Raw genomic sequence first — 18,102 nt, forward strand, 5'->3', positions numbered from 1 at the left:
GGTCATGCTGATCGGTATCTTTATCACCGTTGCGGTCCTTTTGGTCTCGCTCGGTGGACTGCTCGCTGCCGCTGATTCAGCGCTCACAGTGCTGAGCCGCAGCGACCTTGTCGAACTTGCAGGCCGCAGCCGCGCGAAGAAGTCAATCCTCGCGATTTCGCACGACACGGGCGCCCACATCAACGCGCTCAACTTCATGCGAATCGTCGTGGAGACGACTGCGGCTGTTCTCGTGACCCTGGTCTTTGCCTCCACTTTTGAACAATGGTGGCTGGTGCTGCTGCTCAGCGCGTTGATCATGACGGGAGCATCGTTCGTACTCGTCGGCTCAAGCCCTCGAAGCGTCGGTCGAGCTCACTCGCGCAAGGTGCTGCAGGTCTCGGCGCGGCTCATTCGCGGCATCCGCGTAATTTTGGGTCCGATTGCTGATGCGCTCGTTGCAATCGGCAACCGCGTAACGCCGGGTCGCCCTCGCACCGCAACATTCTCAAGCGAAGAGCAACTGCTGAGCATGGTCGACGAGGCCACCGAACATGAGGTTCTCGATCAAGACGATCGTGACCTCATCCACTCTATTTTCGACTTCAATAGCACCGTGATTCGCGAGGTAATGATTCCACGCACCGACATGGTGACGGTCGAAGCGGATGTCACAGCAAGTGCTGCCATGGGGCTCTTCTTGAGCCGCGGCGTTTCTCGCGTGCCCGTAATTGGTGATGACATCGATCAGGTGATGGGCGTTCTGTACCTGCGTGACATCGCTCGTGTCGTCTACGAACAGCCGGCCGAAGCAGACAAACTGACGACCCAAGCTCTTGCCCGGCCCGCGCTGTTCGTGCCCGAATCGCAGCGGGCAGACAGTCTCCTGCGCCAGATGCAACTCGAATCGAACCACCTTGCGATGGTGGTTGACGAATATGGCGGTATCGCAGGACTAGTCTCGCTAGAAGACCTCATCGAAGAACTCGTCGGAGATATTTCGGACGAGTACGATCGTGAAGTTGCTGAGTTCGAAGAATTGAAAGATGGATCGTTCCGAGTGAGCGCTCGCCTTCCTATCGACGAACTTGGCGACCTCTTCGGCCTTGAGCTTGACGATGACGAAGTCGACTCCGTCGGTGGACTCATTATGAAGACCCTGGGACGACTGCCCGAAAGCGGCGCGGTCGCCCATTACTCGGGCCTCGTGCTCACAGCAGAACGTACCGAAGGTCGTCGCAAACGCATCAGCACTGTGCTGGTGGGACGTGACCCGTGGCTCGCAGACCAGAACGACTTACGCGCGAATGAACAAGAAAACGGTGAATCCCAGTGACTGAGACCAGTGAATTCAGAGCAGGGTTCGTGACCTTTGTTGGTCGCCCCAACGTGGGAAAATCCACGCTGACCAACGCGCTTGTGGGGGAGAAGGTTGCGATTACGTCGTCGAAGCCGCAAACGACTCGCCGCGCCATCCGTGGGCTCGTGCATCGCAAAGACGGACAGCTCATCATTGTCGACACGCCGGGTATGCACCGTCCGCGCACTCTGCTCGGTGAACGACTCAACTCGATCGTGCAAGACACTTTGGGCGAGGTCGACGTCATTGGCCTCTGCATTCCGGCCAACGAAAAGATCGGCCCTGGCGACCGCTACATCAATGAGCAGTTGGATGCTTTTCCTCGAGCCAAGAAGGTAGCGATTGTGACGAAGATCGATGCCTCGTCGCGCCCGGGCGTCGCGGAACAGCTCAAAGCAGTGGCCGAACTACGCGATTGGGACGAAATCATTCCGATCTCGTCATTCGACGATATCCAACTCGACATTCTTTCGACGGAACTCGTGAAGCTCATGCCGGTGTCACACGCGCTGTATCCAGACGACGCTGTCACCGACGAGTCGACAGAGTCGCGAGTGGCAGAACTTATCCGCGAAGCTGCGCTCGAAGGCGTCATGGACGAACTGCCGCATTCGATTGCAGTCACGATTGACGACATGATTGAGCGCGAAGATAAAAATCTCCTTGAAGTGTTTGCGAACATCTTCGTCGAGCGCGATAGCCAAAAAGGCATCATTATCGGCAAGGGAGGCGAACGCCTGCAGGATGTTGGCGCTCGTGCTCGAGCCGAGATTGAGAAGCTTGTCGGGAAGCAAATATTTCTCTCGCTTCGCGTGAAGGTCGCTAAGGAATGGCAGCGAGACTCGAAGCAGCTGGGACGTCTCGGCTTTTAACGCCCGGCGCCCATCCTCGTGTACATCGCAAGGATGATTCTGGTTGCCGATCGTGGGTATTTCGAGCGTTTCGGTCTCCCAGCCGCGTAGCGTTGCTGTCATGATCCGCACACTTTCGCGCGGTGCTCTCATCGTTGACGCGAGCATTGCGATTGTCGTCACTGCCCTGCGCATGCTCATCGGCATCGACGTTGTGCCCCTGTGGTTCGTGGTGATCGCGTTGGGAATTGCGCTCACTCTGTGGCGACTCAGCCCCGCGATCGCCCTAGCTGTGTCGTGGGTCGCTGCGCTCACACAAATGGCTTTTCTCGTGCCGGTCGACGCGGCCAACTTGGCTATTCTCGTGGTGCTCTTCTCCACGGCGCGGTTTGGTTCACGCAGGGTCCAGATAATAGGCCTAGTTTCGGCCGTGGTTGGCTCTCTGCTCGGCGCGACTTATCTCGTCGTTGTCACTTGGATTCCGTCTCTGAAGAGTGGGTGGGGCGCGCTTGAGGTTTCGCCGTCCTCAGACAGCATCTTCTTGTTTGCGGTCATTCTGGGAGGGATGCTCGCACTTCTCTGTCTGAGTTGGACTGCGGGGCTGCTTGCTCGAACCCAAGCGATCTCTCGAGAAAACAAGCGCGGCAGGGTAGTTGCTGAGCAGATTGCCGCGATCGAGCATGAACGAAACCAGATCGCAAGAGATATGCACGATGTCGTGGCGCATTCACTTGCGGTAGTGATCGCGCAAGCGGACGGTGCGCGCTATGCCTCGGCGGCGGACCCTGCCTCCGCTGAACGCGCCCTGTCCACAATTTCTGGAACCGCTCGCGAAGCGCTCACTGATGTTCGATTGCTGTTGGGCCAACTGCGGCACAGTCAAATAGCGGGGCCACAGCCTGGGCTCGCCGACATCACGTCCCTGGTCGAACAGATTCGTTCGGCGGGGCTCGATGTCGTCGTCACTGAAAACGGCAGTTCTCTCATCGTCCCTGCGGGCCAACAGATCGCACTTTATCGAATCGTTCAAGAAGCTCTGACCAATGCGCTCCGACACGGTGATACTTCTCAGCCCGCGGCTCTGGTAATAGATTGGGGCGAGGGCATCGTCACAATGTCGGTGACTAACGACTACAAATCTCATGGTGCGAGTGCTCACGAAAGCCCGCAACCACAGGTGGGGCATGGCCTTGTGGGGATGCGAGAAAGAGCGCAATTGACGGGGGCAGATTTGACCATACGAGATCAGGGCAGCCACTTTGAAGTCGTCGTCGCGATGCCCGTGGCTCGATGAGCGTCATCCGTGTCGCCCTTGTCGACGATCAAGCACTGTTTCGTGCGGGCATCCGGATGCTCGTCTCCTCCCAGGCTGACCTTGAGTGTGTTGGGGAAGCCGGCGACGGTGCTGAAGCGATCAGCACGGTTGCTGAAACGCGGCCCGATGTTGTGCTGATGGATCTTCGGATGCCCGTGATGGATGGCATCGAGGCAACGCGAGCGATTCTTGCGGGGAGGGATGCTCAGCTTCCCCGCGTTATCGTGCTGACGACGTTCGACTTAGATGAGGCCGCCGCGCGCGCGATTCGGGCTGGCGCGAGCGGCTTTGTGCTGAAAGATGCTGACCCCGAGTTCTTGCTCGCTGCGATTAGGACGGTACATTCGGGCACAAGCGTTATTGCCGCTGCCGCGACCCGGGAGCTCTTCGAACACTTTGGCAGTGCTCCCCGAGCGCAGCCGGACTCCTTCGAAACGCTTACCGCACGAGAGCGCGAGATCTTCGTGCTGGCGGCGCGTGGCCTCAGTAACGCCGAGATCGCGAAAGCAGAATTCTTGAGTGAAGCGACAGTCAAGACTCACGTCAGTCGAGTGCTGACGAAGCTCGGGCTGCGCGACCGAGTTCAGCTTGTCGTCTACGCCTATGAGAATGGGCTCGCCTAAGTCATCCTCAAGGATGACGCGGTCGACACTGCAGGCTGATTCGCTCGCGGCATGACCGCGACAAGCTTGACGTATGGACAATTCAAGCGGGAGATCCGAGATCATTGCTCGGGTCGAAAACCTCTCAAAATCGTACGGCTCAGGCTCAACACAAGTGACAGCACTGAGTGACGTTTCGCTGGGCATCCGTGCCGGGGAATTCACAGCAATCATGGGGCCGAGCGGTTCCGGCAAATCGACACTCATGCACATTCTCGCCGGCCTCGACACGGCGACTTCTGGACGAGTGTGGCTTCGATCGACAGATATTACTGATCTTGACGACACCGAGTTGACGATGCTTCGGCGTCGGCGTGTGGGGTTCGTCTTTCAGGCATTCAACCTCGTACCCACTCTCGATATCGAGCAAAACATATTGCTTCCGTTTCAGCTCGATGAAAGGTCTCCGTCAACGACGGAGCGTGGCTGGATCGAACAATTGGTCGACTCCTTGGGATTGCGCGAACGCCTAAGCCATCGCCCGCATGAGCTCTCGGGAGGACAACAGCAACGAGTCGCGATTGCTCGGGCACTCGGCTCGCGCCCGGAACTCGTATTTGCTGATGAGCCAACCGGAAATCTCGACTCCCGCACGAGTCGTGAAGTGCTCTCGCTCCTGGCGGCTGCAAGCTCAGAATTCGGTCAAAGTATCGCGATGGTCACCCACGACCCGATCGCTGCGAGCTATGCCGATCGCATCATTTTCTTGGCAGACGGACGCGTCGTGGATGACCGTGGCCGATCAAGCGCGTCCGACATCAGCCGGTTCATGCTGGAGATGGAGACGGCATCGTGAGGTTGCTGAATCTTCGCGATCACGCCTCCAGCATCCTCGTAGCAGCCTTGAGTAGTGCCTTCGGCGTCGCGCTATTGCAGCTCACTAATAACCTGGCCACCGCTCTCGCCCTGAATGATGAATTCGGCCACTGGGCGGGGTTTCGATTGGCCCTGAACGTGTTGGCTTTCGTGTTTATCGTTATTTCGGTTTACGTGGGCTCGATCGTCACCGCTAATACCTTCGCCACCGTGATCGCAGGCCGCACCCGCACCATTGCGCTCGTCCGTCTCATCGGCGGCAGTGCGCGCAGCCAACGGACGCAAGTGGCTCGCGAAGGGCTAATCGTCGGCGCCGTCGGCACCGCTGCGGGGGCAATTGTCGGCGCTGTGACCGCCTTCGCGATATTTCAATTCGCACAAGCCGCGGATGTGTTGCCCGCGAGTGCATACAGCTTCTTTGATCTGATCGCACTATTGCCTGTCATTGGCGTAGCCCTCACTACCTGGCTCGCGGCGTGGATCGGAGCGCGACGGGTGCTCACCGTCACTCCTATGCAAGCGTTAGGAGCATCCATCGACTCGCTTGACGCATCGGGAAAACCGCAATTGCAGCGAATCGTATTATCGACGTTACTGTTCGGGGTCGGAATGGGCGTCGTTGTGCTCGGCATGCTCGTTGGCCTAGCGACACAATTAGGGATGCTCATCTCGCTCGTCGGAGGCGTGATGTCATTCACTGGCTTCATTCTCGGCGCGCAATTCGTGATGCCGCGCGTACTGCGCGCAATCGGATCGCTTATCGGGCGCGGCGCGTCAGGCACACTCGCAGCAAAAAATGCGCTCCGTTATCCCGAGCGCAGCACTCGGATCACCCTGGGCCTTGTGATCGGAGTCACGCTCATCACGATGTTCGCTGTCGCGACGGAGAGCTTTCGGCACATGATGATGAGTTCTCCTGCATACGGGGAGATTGACAGTGCCGCTGATGCCCTCACGGTCGTATCGAGCACATTTTCGATCCTGATTGGATTCAGCGCGATTATTGCGGCCGTAGGCCTCGTCAACACCCTGTCGTTGAGCATTGTGCAGCGAACTCGCGAGTTGGGGCTGCTGCGAGCTCTCGGATTCACGGCCGCACAGTTACGGGCAATGATCCGTGTGGAGAGCGCGCAACTGACGATCGCGGCGAGCCTAGTGGGGTTGATCCTGGGCACCTTCTATGGCTGGGCGGGCGCTCAGTCTCTGCTCGGCTCGACATCGGGTTCAGCCGTGTTCGTGCTTCCGGTCATCCCGTGGTGGATCCTCGTCGCGACAGTGCTCCTTGCGGGTGGTCTCGCCTTGACCGCGGCAATCGCACCCGCTCGCCGAGTGACCCGTATTACGCCCGTGGAAGCTCTCGCCGTCGACTAATCGCGCCCGATTGCATGGCCCCGCCCTTCACCTGTGGCGGGGTCGTGAGGCGTGTTAGTCGACGACTGGACGGCGAAGTGCTGCACAGTGCTAGTCTGAATCCGTGTTCTTCGGTTTGCTCCTCCTTAGCTGCCGCGACGAGTCCTAATCCAGGCCTCACTCGTCGCGGAGTTTGTCATTGGCTGACCAATCCGTTATGAGTGGCCCACAAGGCCTGAGAACAGCAGGAGCTTCACATGAAAAACAATCAATGCGCATCCCCGATGCCGATCCACAAGTACCGTCCGTTTCACGAGATCATTTCTGTTGATCTGCCGGACCGCACGTGGCCGTCGAAGCGAATCACGACAGCACCGCGATGGTGCGCCGTTGACCTTCGCGATGGCAACCAGGCACTGATCGACCCGATGAGTCCCGAACGCAAGCGGATCATGTTCGATCTGCTCGTCAAAATGGGCTACAAAGAGATCGAGGTGGGCTTCCCCTCGGCGAGTCAGACCGACTTTGACTTCGTTCGCTCGCTCATTGAGACGAACGCAATCCCGGACGACGTCACGATTCAGGTGCTCACTCAGGCCCGCGAAGAGCTCATCGTGCGCACCTACGAGTCGATCAAGGGCGCGAAGCAAGCGATCGTTCATCTGTACAACTCGACGAGCGTGCTGCAGCGCGATGTCGTCTTCCGCAAAGACAAGCAGGGCATCATCGATATCGCCCTCAATGGCGCTCGAATCTGTAAAGCATCCGAGGCGATGGTCCCGGGAACCGAGGTGTACTACGAGTACTCGCCGGAAAGCTACACCGGCACCGAGCTCGAATTTGCGGTAGATATCTGCAACCAGGTGCTCGAAGTCTTCGAACCCACGCCGGAGCGCAAGGTCATCCTGAACCTGCCCGCCACCGTTGAAATGGCAACCCCCAACGTGTACGCCGACTCCATCGAGTGGATGTCGCGACACGTGAACCACCGCGAGAACGTCATCATCTCGCTGCACCCGCACAATGACCGCGGAACCGGAATCGCTGCGGCGGAGCTCGGCTACATGGCCGGTGCCGACCGCATCGAGGGGTGCCTGTTCGGAAACGGTGAGCGCACCGGAAACGTCGACCTCGTTGCGCTGGGCCTCAACCTCTTCACGCAGGGGATTGATCCGCAGATCGACTTCAGCGACCTCGACGAAATTCGTCGCACCGCAGAACACTGCAACCAGTTGAAAGTGCACGAACGCAGCCCCTGGGCCGGCGACCTCGTTTACACGGCATTCAGTGGATCGCACCAAGACGCCATCAAAAAGGGCTTCGAGTCGATGGCGGCTCAAGCCGAACGCGAAGGCAAGCACGTCAACGATCTGGTCTGGGCTGTTCCCTACCTGCCAATCGATCCCAAGGATGTCGGTCGCGGCTACGAGGCGGTCGTGCGCGTCAACTCGCAATCGGGCAAGGGTGGTGTCGCCTACCTGCTCAAGACCGACCACAACCTCGACCTGCCTCGCAAGCTGCAGATCGAGTTCAGCGGGGTCGTCCAGTCGAAGACCGACTCCGAAGGTGGCGAGGTTTCGAGCGACCAAATCTGGACCTCGTTCCAGGATGAGTACCTGCCGGCATCCGCAGAGCACGCCGAGCAAAAGTGGGGCCGCTACGAGCTTCTCGCGACCCGTACGACAAGCGCCAATGATGGTGAAGTAACTCTCGAAGCGCGACTCCGCGTCGATGATGCTGAGGTGGACACCAGCCACGTGGGAAACGGGCCGATCGACGCGTTCCTCGGCATGCTGTCTGTGCGGGGCCAAGGTATCGAAGTGAAGCTCTACGACTACGTCGAGCACACCATGAGCGCAGGAAGTAACGCGCAAGCAGCTGCCTACGTCGAGCTCGATATCAACGGGCAACGCCTGTGGGGCGTCGGCATCGACGGGGATATCTCCCGTGCATCCCTCAAGGCGATCGTCTCAGCGGTCAACCGTTGGGTTCGCGCAAACCAGAATGCTCCCGAATCTGAACTGGTCGCTGGCTAGTTTCGCTTGTTGCAAACGCCCCGCAGCTCTGTGCTGTGGGGCGTTTGTCTTTGAGCGCGCAGTTCTTGATGCGCGCTCTTTCGGTCCGCACTTTTGGTCAGTACGTCTGGCCCGCACTTCTGGAAATTCAGGAAATCTGCGCAGAGCTGGTGGTTGAGTGCGCATGGTGTCAGTAATTCGTCGGGCGGAGGAGTCAGATTTCCTGAGTTTCCGAAGGGGCGGCACGGGTTGTCGCTCAGCAAACTTGCGGCAAGCGGAGGATACTTGTGGGGTGCCTACCTATCGTGATGAAGCCGTCGTGCTACGCACCCACAAGCTGGGCGAAGCAGACCGCATTGTCACGATGCTGTCGCGAGAGCACGGCAAGATCCGAGCGGTAGCCAAGGGGGTTCGTCGCACAGCCTCCAAGTTTGGCTCGCGATTGGAGCCCTTCATGGTCGCCGATATCCAGTGTTATATCGGTCGCAGTCTCGACATCATCCAGCAGGCTGAGTCCTTAGGCTCCTACGGCTCAGATATCACCGCCGACTACGCCAGCTACACAGCTGCGAGCGTCATGGTGGAGACGGCAGACAAAGTGACGGATGACGACGGCTCTCTCCAGCAATATTTGTTGCTGGTTGGCGCGCTGAGGTCCCTGTCGCGGCGCGAGCACAACCCGAGCCTCACCCTCGACTCCTATTTACTGCGGAGTCTGTCGATCGCGGGTTGGGCCCCCAGTTTCGTTGACTGCGCGGTGACGGGTGCTCCTGGGCCGCACTCGGTCTTTGTCGCGCAAATGGGTGGTGTCGTTGCCGATGAGGTTGCCCCGCCCGGTTCGCCACGGCTCAGCCCCGAGACTCTTGAGCTGCTTGGCGCGCTGCTCGCTGGTCAGTGGGATGTCGCCGAGGCTGCCGATGAGCGTTCGCGTTCGCAGGCCAGTGGCATCGTAGCCGCGTATGCCCAGTTTCATTTAGAGCGCAGTCTTCGCTCTATTCAGCATGTGGATCGGAGCGCATGAGCCGCGTAGCAAAAACTCACAAAGATGCCGTGGAATTTCGTCCTCTGGACTGGACCGGCATCCATCCTCCCGCACTGCCGAAGGGGTCGGTGCCTGAGCACATCGCGCTCGTCATGGACGGCAATGGTCGCTGGGCGAACGCGCGTGGTCTCACGCGAGTGGAAGGTCACAAAGCGGGGGAGGCGAGCCTGCTCGATGTTGTGGCTGGCGCGATCCAGATCGGGGTGAAACACATCAGTGTGTATGCATTCTCGACTGAAAATTGGAGTCGTTCGCCTGAAGAGGTTCGGTTTCTCATGGGCTTCAATCGGGATGTTCTTCACCGCCGCCGCGATCAGCTGAATGAGTGGGGTGTGCGTGTCCGCTGGGCGGGGCGACGCCCACGCCTGTGGACTTCGGTGATCAAGGAGTTGCAGTTCGCCGAGAAGTTGACTGAGAAGAACAGCACGCTGACGCTTACGATGTGTGTCAATTATGGTGGCCGCAACGAAATCGCGGATGCCGTGCGTTCGATTGCCGATGATGTCGCGGCTGGCAGACTGAAGCCCTCCGCTGTCTCGGAGAAGCTCATTCAGAAGCGCTTGTATCAGCCACAATTGCCTGATGTCGACCTGTTTGTTCGGTCGTCGGGGGAGCAGCGGATGAGCAACTTCATGCCGTGGCAGAGTGCCTACGCCGAGATGGTCTTTCTTGACACGTTGTGGCCCGATTTTACTCGCGAAGACCTGTGGGAAGCGATTCGGATTTATGCGAGTCGTTCTCGTCGTTTCGGCGGGGCCGTCGACGCACCAACAAGTGGCAGCGTGTAACTAGACCGCCCGATGGCCCGCGGGCCAGAGTGGTTAGTCTGCTCGCAATCCGCCCCAGCTGTGCTGGTTCTGTGTGGTCGGCGGGAGGTTCTCGGAGCCCTTTTGGTCATGGTGACTTTAAGGTGTATTCTGTGTTCAGGTCAGCATGACTCTTACTGAAGGGAGTGGCGATGAAACAGAGTGAACAAGCAATCTCGCTTGCGGTTTCCACCGTGATTTTCGCGCTACGTCCTATCCCTGAGTCTGGCCAGAGCGCGCTCTGGATTCCTCTGGTGCGTCGCACCCGTGAACCTTACGCCCGCCAGTGGGCTCTGCCCGGTGGCTGGGTCGGCAATGACGAAAGCCTCGCGGATGCTGCCGCCCGCAACCTTCTCGAGACCACAGCCTTAGAGCCGGCCTACCTTGAGCAGCTCTACGCCTTTGGTGACGTTGAGCGTTCAATCGGTGGGCGCGCCGTGTCGGTGGTTTATTGGGCGCTCGTTCGCCAAGAAGAAGCTGATCGTGCAACCGAGGGCGAGAACGTTCGCTGGTTCCCCGCCGATGACCTTCCCCAGCTTGCTTTCGACCACAACGTCATCATCGACTACGCCCTGTGGCGCCTGCGCACCAAGATGGAGTACTCGCGCATCGCGCGAGCATTCTTGGGGGAGACTTTCACCTTGAGCGAGCTTCGCATCGTGCATGAGGCCGTGCTGCAAAAGCAACTCGATCCCGCCAATTTTCGTCGTCAGATTGAGAATTCAGGTTCGCTGGTTCCCACTGATCACGTTGTCTCGGGAGGGCGTCACCGGCCTCCGAGGCTGTACCGCTATGACGAGGGCGTTGAGCTCGTCGACAACGGCCCGCTCGGCCATCTAAAGACAGGGAGCACTCGTGTCATCCATTGATTCGACTATTCAGCGCATCACGAAGACGGGCGACGGGGAAACCTGCGCTCCTGAATTGGCTGATGGTCCGTGGACTTTTGACCTCGGCGTTCCGAGTTACGGCCCCGGAGCGTCCATGGGCGATGTCATTCCGACTGGCGCGCCACGACAGGGGCAGTTGCCGGTCGAATACCAGCAGGCGTCAAATGAAGACCTTCATGCTCGCATTATCGCGGCGAAGGCCACGCTGGGCGACCGTGCGGTTGTGCTCGGCCACTTCTATCAGCGTGACGAGGTCGTGCAGCACGCCGACTTCCTCGGCGATTCGTTCCAGCTCGCGAACGCGGCGCAGACCGTGCCCAACGCCGAGGCGATTGTGTTCTGCGGTGTGCACTTCATGGCCGAGACCGCAGACATCCTCGCGAAGTCGAACCAGGCTGTCATTTTGCCGAACCTCGCTGCGGGTTGTTCGATGGCTGACATGGCCGACATCGACTCGGTTGAGGAGTGCTGGGAGCAACTCACCGAAATTTACGGAACCGAGCCGGATGCCGATGGCCGTGTGCCGATCATCCCGGTGACGTATATGAACTCGTCTGCTGCGCTCAAGGGTTTTTGCGGTCGTAATGGCGGCATCGTGTGCACGAGTTCAAACGCTGCCACCGTTCTGGAGTGGGCGTATGAGCGCGGTCAGCGCGTCTTGTTCTTTCCGGATCAGCACTTGGGGCGCAACACCGCGAAGGCGATGGGTATCTCGACCGATCTCATGCCGATGTGGAACCCGAACAAGCCACTCGGCGGTAACGACGCTGAGACACTCAACGAGGCAAAAGTTGTGCTGTGGCACGGGTTCTGCAGTGTGCACAAGCGCTTCAACGTCGGCCAGATCGAGAAGGCCCGCGCTGCGCACCCCGGTGTTCGCGTGATCGTGCATCCCGAGTGTCCGATGCCTGTTGTGGATGCCGCCGACGAGGCTGGTTCGACCGACTACATCCAGAAGGCCGTTGCTGCCGCAACCGAACCGACAACGTTCGCGATCGGCACAGAGATCAACATGGTCAACCGCCTTGCTGCCGAGTACCCGCAGCACAACATTTTCTGCCTCGACCCTGTCGTGTGCCCATGTTCGACGATGTACCGCATCCACCCCGGCTATCTCGCGTGGGTGCTTGAGGGTCTCGTGCGGGGTGAGGTTCTCAACCAAATCTCTGTTGCGGACGATGTGGCAGCGCCTGCACGTGTGGCCCTGGAGCGGATGCTCGCCGCGAAGCCTCCGGTCGCGACGAAAGAAGCGTAATCGTGGCACGGGTCATTGTTGTGGGCACCGGGATCGCGGGGCTCATTACCGCGTATCGTGCGAGTTCTCACCACGAGGTGGTTCTCGTCACGAAGGCGGAGCTCGCGGAGAGCAACACCAAATATGCGCAGGGCGGTATTGCTGCGGTGCTATTCCCGGATGACACGGTGGCCAGTCACGTGTCGGACACGATGATCGCCGGCGCAGGACTGTGCGAGCGGGATGCCGTTGAAGTGTTGTGCAGTGAGGGCCCGCTGCGCGTTAAAGAACTTATTGCGCTCGGCGTGGAATTCGACCGTATTGCCAACGGTGAGCTCGCGCGCGGACATGAGGCGGCGCACTCATCGCGTCGCGTTATCCATGCTGGCGGAGACGCCACCGGGCTTGCGATCGAAGTGGCGCTCTTGCGGGCAGTTCGAGCCTTAGCCGTCGAAACCTATGCCTACACGTTCATGCGTGATCTGGTGACGGAGACGGGTGCCGATGGCAAGCCGCGAGTGACCGGCATCGATGTCATCGCTCCGGATGGCCGCTCACGCGTCATTGACGGTGACATTGTCGTGATCGCAAGCGGAGGGGCGGGTCAGCTCTACAAGCACACGACGAACCCCTTTGTCACGACGGGCGATGGTGTCGCCGCGGCGTACCGCGCCGGCGCGGCACTGGCCGATGTTGAGTTCTTCCAGTTCCACCCGACGTCTCTGGCCGTGCCGGGCAACCCTCTCGTCTCCGAAGCCGTTCGCGGCGAAGGAGCAACCTTGCTCGATGAGCACGGCAAGCGCTTCATGTTCGATGTTCACCCCGACGGCGAACTCGCCCCGCGCGATGTCGTCGCTCGCGGCATCGCCCGCGCCATGGAAAAGCAGGGCGGGCGACCGATCATGCTGGATGCAACAGCACTGGGCTCCGAGTTTCTCGCTGCTCGGTTCCCCGGCATCTCAGCCGTCTGTGAGCAGCACGGCTTCGACTGGGGCACTGAACCGATTCCGGTGACGCCTGCCGCGCACTACTGGATGGGCGGCATCCGCACCGACATCTCTGGCCGTACGAGCGTGAGTGGTCTGTATGCCGTGGGTGAGGCATCCTGCACTGGAGTGCACGGAGCCAATCGTCTCGCGTCGAACTCGCTCCTCGAGTCGTTAGTGTTCGCGTGGCGTGCCGCGGATGCTCTCAACGAACCTCAGCGTGCCATCGAAGTTGACGCGCTCGAGCCACAGTTCGAGATCACGGGCAAAGAGTCATTCACTCGTGACCAGTTGCGCGAGCTCATGTGGAGTCATGTCGGCCTTGAGCGTGACGCCACTCGGCTCGAAGAAGCAGCCGCGATTCTTGCGAGCTGGCGCTCGGAGAACGACACCGTCGAAGGTGCCGAGAATGCCAACCTGCTTGACCTGGCTCGCCTCGTCGTGGTTGCGGCACTCCGCCGCAAAGAATCTCGTGGCGCCCACGAACGCACCGACTTTCCCGAAACGCGCGAAGAGCTCGCATTCTCCACGCGCTGGGCTGCAGTGAACGTCGCGGGCGACTTCATTCCAGCAGAAGACCAAGCAGAGACGGCCCGTCGATGAACCAACAACTTGTAGACAACGTCATCCTGATGGCTCTCGCCGAGGATGCACCGTGGGGCGATGTCACTAGTGAGGCTTTCGTGCCCGAGGATGCCACCGCTACCGCAGTGCTCAATGCGCGCGAAGCGGGAGTGGTCAGCGGCCTCGAGGTGTTCGCTCGCACCTTTCAGCTCGTGGATGCCCAGGCCGAGGTCACTCTGCACGCCAGCGATGGCGACGCCTTCACTGCAGGCCAGCGGCTGGCAACCGTCTCGGGCAATGCGCGCGCCGTACTGCGCGCCGAACGTATTGCTCTCAACCTCGCCCAGCGGATGTCGGGGATTGCGACGCAGACGGCAGCCTACGTCGCGCAAGTCGCGGGCACTCACGCACGGGTTGTCGATACCCGCAAGACGACGCCGGGACTGCGCGCTCTGGAACGTCACGCTGTGCGTTCAGGTGGCGGTCACAATCACCGGTTCAGTCTCTCAGATGCTGTGATGGCGAAAGACAACCACCTGGCGGTTCTTGCGGCATCCGGGATCGAACTCGGAGAGGCTATTCGTCTCGCTCGAACCCGGATCGGTCACACCACTCACCTCGAGGTCGAGGTTGACCGACTCGACCAGGTTGAGACTGTCGTCTCCGCTGGCGTGGATACCATCATGCTCGACAATTTCTCGCTTGACGACCTGCGAGCGGGTGTTGAGCTCGTGGCAGGGCGCGCGATTGTCGAGGCCAGCGGCGGCGTGAGCCTCGAGACAATCGCGGCCATTGCAGCAACCGGCGTGGACGTTATCTCCGTCGGAGCTCTCACTCACAGCGTTCGATCGCTCGATCTCGGTCTCGACATTGCGGTGAGCGCAGCAGTCTGATGATTTTTCTCGACTCAGCAGCAACGACACCTGTGCGCCGTGAAGTGCTCGAAGCGATGTGGCCACTGCTGACGGGCGACTTCGGCAACCCGTCCAGTCATCACGAACTGGGGGAGTCCGCAAAGCGCGCTCTGGATGCCGCACGAACCAGTGTCGCCGTCTCGCTCGGCTGTCGGGCATCCGATGTCATCTTCACGTCGGGCGGCACGGAGTCAGACAACCTCGCCATCAAGGGGCTTGCGCTCGCTAACCCACGCGGCCGTCACATTGTCACGAGTGCAATCGAGCACGAAGCAGTGCTGGAATCCGTTGACTACCTCGTCCGCATTCACGGTTTCGAGGTCACAGTTCTGCCCGTGGATGCTCATGGTCTCATCGACCTTGATGAAGCTCGGGATGCGCTGCGCCCCGACACGACACTCTGCACCGTGATGTACGCCAATAATGAGATCGGTGCAGTTCAGCCCATTGCTGCTCTTGCAGAGCTCTGCCGGTCGCAGGGGGTGCCACTGCACACGGATGCCGTGCAAGCTGCGGGCTGGCTCCCTCTCGACGTTGCGGAGCTCGGCGTCGATGCGCTCAGCCTCTCCGGACACAAGCTCGGCGCGCCCAAAGGCATTGGTGTGCTGATGGTTAAGGGCCGGCGCAGTATCGAACCAGTGCTGCACGGCGGTGGACAAGAGCGCGGAAAGCGTTCCGGTACCGAAAACGTTGCGGGGGCCGTGGGGTTCGCGCACGCACTTGTACTGGCTGAGACGGGACGCGCCGAGCGTGCGCACAACATTGCCCGGCTTCGAGATGGCTTTGCCGCTGATGTTCTGGCGCGGGTTCCCGACGCGATCGTCACGGGCCCGCCCCGTGTCGCGGTGAACCCTGGCGAAGTGTGGGGGACTGCAGCCGCCGTCGACAGCGCCATCGACAACGCCGTCGACCGTGCCACGCTGGGCTCTGCCATAACGCCCACGCGGCTACCAAACAACGCCTCATTCTGCTTCCCGGGTACAAGCGGCGAATCCCTGCTGCTCGAACTGGGCCGCGCGGGCATCATCTGTTCAGCAGGCTCAGCGTGCGCTGTGGGCAGCGATGACGTCTCCCACGTGCTCACCGCAATCGGGATTGACGATGCTGTCGCCCAGACCGCTGTTCGCTTCAGTCTCAGTTCAGATACCACGGCAAATCAACTCGCTACGGTCGCCGCCGAAATCGACACTGCCTACCGTGCGGTGCGCTCTCTCTCCGGGTAGTCCTTGAGTCCCCAGACATCTCCGCCCAACGCGGTCAGGGTCGCAATCGTCGTCGCTACGCTAGGAATCCTCGTAGCCCCCGGCTGAATCACGTACTGAATGGTGCGCTCGCTCGACGGCTGTGGGGCATGAATGCTCACACCCTCCGGCAGCGTCAATGACGACAGTGCCAACTGGGGGAGAAGCGCCACACCGAGGCCGCGTGAGACAAAGCTCAGTACCGCGAGAGCGTTATCGGTCTGCAGCCCGATCTCCGGAGCGAAACCCTCGATATTGCACAGGGCAAGCAAGTGACCACGACAGAGAGCGCAGCCCGCAATCCACGCATCATCTGTCAGGTCAGCCAAGCTCACGCTGTCGGCATTCGCTAGGGGGTGAGTGTCGGGAAGCACGAGCACCACCGGCTCGGTAAACAGCGGCACCGTCGTGTGTCCGCCATCCGTCGACAGGTGCGGGTCGGCCCGATCCTCCGGGTAGGAGAAGGTGATGGCAAGATCGACGGACCCATCTCTCAACAGCTGCAAAGCCTGAGGCGGCTCAGCCTCGACATAATTCACCGTCAAATTCGGATGCTGCTGCCGCAACTGACGAATCAGTCGCGGAACAAGCGTCGACGACGCAGTCGGGAAGGCCGCGATGCGGACCGTTCCGCTCGACAGGCCAGCAAGCTCTGCGAGCTCGGCGCTCGCGGCATCCACGGCATTGAGCACGGTGACGGCGTGACTGGCGAGGGCTCGACCAGCTTCGGTGAGCCGCACGCCGCGGCCCGAACGCACAACGAGCGCGAGCCCGAGTCGCGACTGGGCGCGAGTGAGGTGCTGACTGAGGGCGGGTTGGCTGTAGCCGAGAACGCGGGCGGCTTCACTGATGGTGCCGTGCTCGGCAATTGCGCGCACGATGCGCAACGAGAGGAGGTCTGGCGTGGTATCCATCTTTCAAGCATAACTAAACGTGATCTTTTGTATCCCAATCATGCTCTTGTCGCATGTATCGGGGAGCACGAACATAGAGACATGACCTCTCCAGCTCTGGCCAGCGCCATCGACAGCTTCGCGAATACCCGCGGCTACCTCTCGGCTGCCACCATGGGGCTTCCCACGTGCGCCGCCGTCACCGAAATGACCGAGAAGCTGGGGCAGTGGGCAACAGCCACTTGCAACCCGATGAACTACGGCGACATCGTGGAGCGCACCCGTGGGCACTACGCGCGACTCGTCGGCATCGATGCCACACGGGTAGCGATCGGTTCGCAAACCTCTGTCATGGCGTCGCTCATCGCTTGCTCGCTTCCTGCGGGTTCCGAGGTGCTCGTCGTCGAATCCGACTTCACGTCGATCGTCTACCCGTTCTTGCAACACCCTGGTCTTGAGGTGCGAGCCGTGCCGCTCGCCGAACTAGCTGCGGCGATTAGCGACACGACCGCGCTCGTCGCTTTCTCGCTCATCCAGTCCTGCAACGGCAAGGTTGCCGATAGCGCGGCAATCACGGCAGCCGCTAAGCGCCACGGCGCCCGCACCCTGTGCGATATCACGCAGGCCGCCGGTGTTCACCCTGTGGATGCCACCCAATTCGACGCAACAGTGTGCCACGCTTACAAGTGGCTATGTTCGCCGCGCGGCGTCGCGTTCCTCACCATCTCCGAGGACTTCGCCGAGCACATCACCCCGGTGCAAGCGGGTTGGTATGCCGGCGATGACGTGTGGGGCAGCGTCTACGGCACCGACATGAAACTTGCAGCGGATGCTCGCCGGTTTGATGTTTCGCCCGCCTGGCAGGCCTGGGTCGGCGCCGAGCACCCCATCGCGATGTTCGCCGACCTCGATATCGCGGAAGTCTGGGAGCACTGCACTGGGCTCGCCAACCTGCTCTGCGACGAGTTGGGGATCGAACGCCAGAACCAGGCCATCGTGACGTGGCCGGATGAATCAGGAGCGGACCTCGCCAAACTCGCGGCCGCGGGAATCACCGCTTCCGGTCGCGCCGGTCGCCTTCGCGCCGCTTTTCACCTCTGGAATACCGAAGAGGACGTCGCGGCGGTTATCGCTGCGCTGCGTGTCTAGCTAAACTGGTCGTCCGCCGACCGTGCATCCAGCTC

The 18,102-nt window shown here is 60.5% G+C and carries 16 protein-coding genes; 15 read left to right on the forward strand and 1 reads right to left on the reverse strand.

What is annotated here, in order from left to right; all coding sequences use genetic code 11:
* The first annotated feature begins 4 nt into the window (after positions 1-4).
* The 14 genes from AACZ26_RS06910 (at position 5) to AACZ26_RS06975 (ending at position 16,007) form a co-directional block, all read left to right on the forward strand.
* The gene (locus AACZ26_RS06910) at positions 5-1,315 is read left to right on the forward strand and encodes a hemolysin family protein (protein WP_339620194.1); all 1,311 of its coding nucleotides are present in this window, start codon (positions 5-7) and stop codon (positions 1,313-1,315) included.
* Positions 1,312-2,211 (forward strand): GTPase Era, encoded by a 900-nt coding sequence (gene era / locus AACZ26_RS06915; protein WP_339620196.1) that lies wholly within the window; start codon positions 1,312-1,314, stop codon positions 2,209-2,211. Before AACZ26_RS06910 ends, era begins: the two co-directional genes overlap by 4 nt.
* Positions 2,212-2,311: 100 nt before the next feature.
* Positions 2,312-3,484: a histidine kinase gene (locus AACZ26_RS06920; protein ID WP_339620198.1), complete on the forward strand. Its 1,173-nt coding sequence runs from the start codon at positions 2,312-2,314 to the stop codon at positions 3,482-3,484.
* Complete coding sequence (locus tag AACZ26_RS06925) at positions 3,481-4,128, forward strand: response regulator transcription factor (protein ID WP_339620200.1); 648 nt, start codon at positions 3,481-3,483, stop codon at positions 4,126-4,128. The genes AACZ26_RS06920 and AACZ26_RS06925 overlap by 4 nt, the downstream gene beginning before the upstream one ends.
* A 73-nt stretch (positions 4,129-4,201) precedes the next feature.
* Complete coding sequence (locus AACZ26_RS06930) at positions 4,202-4,963, forward strand: ABC transporter ATP-binding protein (protein ID WP_339620202.1); 762 nt, start codon at positions 4,202-4,204, stop codon at positions 4,961-4,963.
* Entirely contained in the window at positions 4,960-6,354 is a 1,395-nt protein-coding gene (locus AACZ26_RS06935; protein WP_339620204.1) for an FtsX-like permease family protein, read from the forward strand. Before AACZ26_RS06930 ends, AACZ26_RS06935 begins: the two co-directional genes overlap by 4 nt.
* Positions 6,355-6,590: 236 nt before the next feature.
* A complete protein-coding gene (gene leuA / locus AACZ26_RS06940) occupies positions 6,591-8,369 on the forward strand; it encodes a 2-isopropylmalate synthase (protein WP_339620206.1) in 1,779 nt (592 codons plus the stop codon).
* A gap of 271 nt (positions 8,370-8,640) precedes the next feature.
* The gene (gene recO, locus AACZ26_RS06945; RefSeq protein ID WP_339620208.1) at positions 8,641-9,369 is read left to right on the forward strand and encodes a DNA repair protein RecO; all 729 of its coding nucleotides are present in this window, start codon (positions 8,641-8,643) and stop codon (positions 9,367-9,369) included.
* Positions 9,366-10,178, forward strand: coding sequence for an isoprenyl transferase (locus AACZ26_RS06950; RefSeq protein ID WP_339620210.1), 813 nt, complete (start codon positions 9,366-9,368; stop codon positions 10,176-10,178). Before recO ends, AACZ26_RS06950 begins: the two co-directional genes overlap by 4 nt.
* A 170-nt stretch (positions 10,179-10,348) precedes the next feature.
* On the forward strand, positions 10,349-11,065 hold the full coding sequence (locus tag AACZ26_RS06955; protein WP_339620212.1) for an NrtR DNA-binding winged helix domain-containing protein: 717 nt from the start codon (positions 10,349-10,351) through the stop codon (positions 11,063-11,065).
* Complete coding sequence (gene nadA / locus AACZ26_RS06960; RefSeq protein ID WP_339620214.1) at positions 11,052-12,341, forward strand: quinolinate synthase NadA; 1,290 nt, start codon at positions 11,052-11,054, stop codon at positions 12,339-12,341. The genes AACZ26_RS06955 and nadA overlap by 14 nt, the downstream gene beginning before the upstream one ends.
* 2 nt (positions 12,342-12,343) lie before the next feature.
* Positions 12,344-13,909, forward strand: a complete 1,566-nt coding sequence (gene nadB / locus AACZ26_RS06965) for an L-aspartate oxidase (RefSeq protein WP_339620216.1) — start codon at positions 12,344-12,346, stop codon at positions 13,907-13,909.
* The gene (gene nadC / locus AACZ26_RS06970) at positions 13,906-14,763 is read left to right on the forward strand and encodes a carboxylating nicotinate-nucleotide diphosphorylase (protein WP_339620218.1); all 858 of its coding nucleotides are present in this window, start codon (positions 13,906-13,908) and stop codon (positions 14,761-14,763) included. The genes nadB and nadC overlap by 4 nt, the downstream gene beginning before the upstream one ends.
* A complete protein-coding gene (locus tag AACZ26_RS06975; protein ID WP_339620220.1) occupies positions 14,763-16,007 on the forward strand; it encodes a cysteine desulfurase family protein in 1,245 nt (414 codons plus the stop codon). Before nadC ends, AACZ26_RS06975 begins: the two co-directional genes overlap by 1 nt.
* On the opposite strand, the gene AACZ26_RS06980 is transcribed toward AACZ26_RS06975, so the two are convergent.
* On the reverse strand, positions 15,977-16,939 hold the full coding sequence (locus tag AACZ26_RS06980; RefSeq protein WP_339620222.1) for a LysR family transcriptional regulator: 963 nt from the start codon (positions 16,937-16,939) through the stop codon (positions 15,977-15,979). The genes AACZ26_RS06975 and AACZ26_RS06980 overlap by 31 nt on opposite strands.
* An 81-nt stretch (positions 16,940-17,020) precedes the next feature.
* Between AACZ26_RS06980 and AACZ26_RS06985 the strand changes: the two genes are divergently transcribed.
* Positions 17,021-18,067, forward strand: coding sequence for an aminotransferase class V-fold PLP-dependent enzyme (locus tag AACZ26_RS06985; protein ID WP_339620224.1), 1,047 nt, complete (start codon positions 17,021-17,023; stop codon positions 18,065-18,067).
* Positions 18,068-18,102 lie beyond the last annotated feature (35 nt).

Origin of the sequence: uncultured Salinibacterium sp. (assembly GCF_963974405.1) — a bacterium.
Classification (GTDB): domain Bacteria; phylum Actinomycetota; class Actinomycetes; order Actinomycetales; family Microbacteriaceae; genus Rhodoglobus.

Coding starts and splice junctions, on each gene's coding strand:
- AACZ26_RS06955 (WP_339620212.1), top strand. CDS start 10,349: ATGAAACAGAGTGAACAAGCAATCTCGCTTGCGGTTTCCACCGTGATT.
- AACZ26_RS06930 (WP_339620202.1), top strand. CDS start 4,202: ATGGACAATTCAAGCGGGAGATCCGAGATCATTGCTCGGGTCGAAAAC.
- AACZ26_RS06985 (WP_339620224.1), top strand. CDS start 17,021: ATGACCTCTCCAGCTCTGGCCAGCGCCATCGACAGCTTCGCGAATACC.
- AACZ26_RS06910 (WP_339620194.1), top strand. CDS start 5: ATGCTGATCGGTATCTTTATCACCGTTGCGGTCCTTTTGGTCTCGCTC.
- leuA (WP_339620206.1), top strand. CDS start 6,591: ATGAAAAACAATCAATGCGCATCCCCGATGCCGATCCACAAGTACCGT.
- AACZ26_RS06920 (WP_339620198.1), top strand. CDS start 2,312: ATGATCCGCACACTTTCGCGCGGTGCTCTCATCGTTGACGCGAGCATT.
- AACZ26_RS06950 (WP_339620210.1), top strand. CDS start 9,366: ATGAGCCGCGTAGCAAAAACTCACAAAGATGCCGTGGAATTTCGTCCT.
- nadC (WP_339620218.1), top strand. CDS start 13,906: ATGAACCAACAACTTGTAGACAACGTCATCCTGATGGCTCTCGCCGAG.
- AACZ26_RS06925 (WP_339620200.1), top strand. CDS start 3,481: ATGAGCGTCATCCGTGTCGCCCTTGTCGACGATCAAGCACTGTTTCGT.
- AACZ26_RS06975 (WP_339620220.1), top strand. CDS start 14,763: ATGATTTTTCTCGACTCAGCAGCAACGACACCTGTGCGCCGTGAAGTG.
- AACZ26_RS06980 (WP_339620222.1), bottom strand. CDS start 16,939: ATGGATACCACGCCAGACCTCCTCTCGTTGCGCATCGTGCGCGCAATT.